We start from the raw sequence: 2,896 nt of genomic DNA, 5'->3' as shown, positions 1-2,896 counted from the left end.
GCAAGACGCCATTTGTGGCAGCAGTGGCCCTGAACAAGGAAGGGCATCCAATCAAGATGCGGATGACGGTGGTCGATGGTTTCAAAACCAAGTCCATTGCTGATTGGGCAAAACGGCATGTTGCCAGTGGTAGCGCGGTGATATCCGATGGATTGGCCTGTTTCAGGGCGGTGAAGGAGGCCAATTGTGAGCACCTGGGTGTTGTCACCGGGGGCAACCTTGACTTGCTGGATCATCCGGCATTCAACTGGGTAAACACGATGATAGGGAATGTGAAGAACTCGCTGCGGGGCAGTTGCCATACGCTCGGAGCGAAGCATTTACCGAGACATCTTGCTGAATACTGCTTCCGGTTTAATCATCGTTTTGACCTCAAAAGCATGTTGGTTGAATTGGGGCATGCAGTCGTGGCAAGCCCTCCGATGCCATATCGGCTCTTGAAGCTGGCTGAGGGTCATGGGTAATCAGGAGTATGTTTGTACTAGGCGTAGATATCGGTTACTCAAACCTGAAGCTGGCAATTGGCCAATCAGGCAGTGAACCGAAAACCATTATTCTGCCTGCGGGTGCCGGTCCTGCGGAACGTATGCCGGAGCGTATCGGTGGAGGTGATGATGAAACTTGTTTGTATGTGTCTGTCGATAATGAGCGTTGGGCCGCTGGTGTGCCTGCTGGACGCCTTCAAGGCTGGGAACGAGAGCTTCACCCGGAATATCCCACCACAAAAACCTATAAGGCGCTTTTTCATGCCGCCTTGTTAATGGCTGAAACAGAATCCATCGATTTGGTTGTCACTGGATTACCGGTTTCCCAGTTTCATGAACCACAACGTAAGTCTGACCTTGTGCAGCGTTTAAAAGGTGTCCATCAAGTGACGCCTAAGCGCAGCATCACTGTTCATGACGTCAAAGTGCTGCCGCAGCCTGCCGGTGCCTATATGGATTTGGTTCAAACAGGTGGAGATTTGGGCTTGATTGAAGAAGGTCGCGTCGTCGTCATCGATCCCGGCTTTTTTTCTGTTGACTGGGTTGCCCTTGAGGCCGGAGAAATTCGCTACAGCTCATCAGGAACCAGTCTTCAGGCAATGTCCGTGCTACTGGAAACCATTGATAAGCTGATTTCGGAAGATCACGGTGCCAAAGTCGGAATGGATCGACTTGAAAAAGCAATGAGAACCGGCGACTTGCAGGTGCTGCTATTTGGAGAAAAAGTCGATATTTCACCTTATCTGAATGCTGCCATGAAAAAGGTAGCGCCTGTTGCTCTTACAGCCATGCGCCAATCCATGCGTGACGAAAGCATTAATGCGGACTTGGTATTGATCGCCGGAGGTGGAGCCTTGGCTTATAAGGAAGCGGCCAAGGAGATTTTTTCACGAAGCAAGATCATCGTGCCGGAACAGTCTGTTTTGGCGAACGTCCGAGGCTTCTGGTTTTATGGGGCCTGATCATGAGAGTTGTCGTCAACATTCCCCCAGGGAGCCACCCTGAACTGCTCAAAGAATTGGAAAAGACGCCGCCACGGGAACGCGCTGAGCGTCTGCGGATGCTGGCCACCTTTGGGTTAATTCACATGAGCCAACCCAATCTATCCACGACATCTGTACCGATGGATGGCCATGCTCCAGAAGTTGAAATTACTTCTGTGAGTACAGCGCCAGAACCCAAAGCAGAATCACGTAAACAATCATTAAAATCAAAACTAGGGCTGGGCTTATAACATGGCGTTATCAGTTAGCTGGCTCGATGCCAGGTTAAATAAAGAAGCAAAAGAAACCGTAGTAAAAGCCGACCGAGATGGGCTAAGTGCTCGGGTATCGCCCAAGGGCAAAATTGTTTTTCAGTTTCGTTATCGGTTCGATGGCAAGCAACAGCGGGTAGACATAGGTACTTACCCCCTTATGAAGCTTGCTGAAGCCAGGAATGAGCTGGATAGGTTAAGGGCAGTACTTGATCAAGGCCGAAACCCCAAGCTCTACCTACAGCAGGAACGGGCTAAGTATTCTGCTAATCAAAGCTTCGAATCGATTTTTCGAGACTGGATAGACTCTGCCGGTAAGCAAGGGCTAAAGGAGAAAACGTGGCACTACCAAAAACGCAGCAGTGAAATATATTTGCTGCCCCGACTTGGCAAGTACCCATTAACTGACATCAATGAATTGTCCTTGCGAAACTGTCTTCGTGAGGTTTCGGAGTCGTCCCCTTCAAACACAGAACGTCTGGTGTCTGTGCTGCACAAGTTTTATGACTGGCTGATTGATGAACAAATTTTGGAAATTAACGCTGCCGCTGGGATCACAGCAAAAAAGGTTGGCGGTAAAAAAGGAAAACGAACTCGGGTGCTAAATGACAACGAGATCAGGATACTTTGGCGCTATTTGCACGAGTCAAAAATCACTGAGAAGAATCGCATCTACATAAAACTGCTTCTGCTATTGGGCGGTCGCAAGGGCGAACTCATTCAAGCTGAAAAGCATCACTTTGACTTGCAATCTGCAATGTGGACAGTGCCCATAGAGATCCGCAAACAAGGTGAGAAAATTGGAGCGCCGATCATGCGGCCATTGATAAGGCCTGCTATTGAGCTGATTGAACTAGGCTGTGTTCTCAAAATGCTGGTTTTCTGTCCACCAATAGTTCCCGTAAGTAACGAAGGCAGAAAGCCAGCTTGATAAAAGCAGCAAAACTTCCCGCCAGCTTTTCATACCTCGTTGAGAATCGGCGAAACTTCTTCAGCCATCCGAAGCACCGTTCGACCACATTTCTCCTACGATAACGAGCTTTGTCTAACACCAGTGGACGTCCCTTATGGTGCCGTTGCTGGTCGCTGCGTTGCGGGATAACCGCTTTTATCTTTCTGCGCCGGAGTTCTGCCCGCAGAGCCCTGCTGCTATAGG

5 protein-coding genes are annotated in these 2,896 nt (G+C 49.5%); 4 read left to right on the top strand and 1 reads right to left on the bottom strand.

Features of this window, described 5'->3' with window-relative positions:
- From CAK78_RS10600 to CAK78_RS10585, 4 genes are all read left to right on the top strand, one after another.
- A partial coding sequence (locus CAK78_RS10600; RefSeq protein WP_141214173.1) for an IS1595 family transposase occupies positions 1-464 on the top strand: 464 nt, incomplete at its 5' end.
- Positions 465-472: 8 nt separating this feature from the next.
- On the top strand, positions 473-1,447 hold the full coding sequence (locus CAK78_RS10595) for a ParM/StbA family protein (RefSeq protein ID WP_094697233.1): 975 nt from the start codon (positions 473-475) through the stop codon (positions 1,445-1,447).
- A 2-nt stretch (positions 1,448-1,449) separates the two neighbouring features.
- The gene (locus CAK78_RS10590; RefSeq protein ID WP_094697232.1) at positions 1,450-1,719 is read left to right on the top strand and encodes a hypothetical protein; all 270 of its coding nucleotides are present in this window, start codon (positions 1,450-1,452) and stop codon (positions 1,717-1,719) included.
- A 1-nt stretch (position 1,720) separates the two neighbouring features.
- Positions 1,721-2,671, top strand: coding sequence for a tyrosine-type recombinase/integrase (locus tag CAK78_RS10585; protein WP_441296588.1), 951 nt, complete (start codon positions 1,721-1,723; stop codon positions 2,669-2,671).
- Here CAK78_RS10585 and CAK78_RS10580 read toward each other — a convergent pair.
- Positions 2,607-2,896, bottom strand: a 290-nt coding sequence (locus CAK78_RS10580) for a transposase (RefSeq protein WP_141214172.1), incomplete at its 5' end; no start/stop codon positions are given. The two genes, CAK78_RS10585 and CAK78_RS10580, sit on opposite strands and share 65 nt — an antisense overlap.

Source organism: Aeromonas sp. A35_P (genome assembly GCF_002259925.1).
In the GTDB taxonomy this organism is placed as follows: domain Bacteria; phylum Pseudomonadota; class Gammaproteobacteria; order Enterobacterales; family Aeromonadaceae; genus Aeromonas; species Aeromonas dhakensis.
This window is presented reverse-complemented; position numbering and strand designations above follow the sequence as displayed.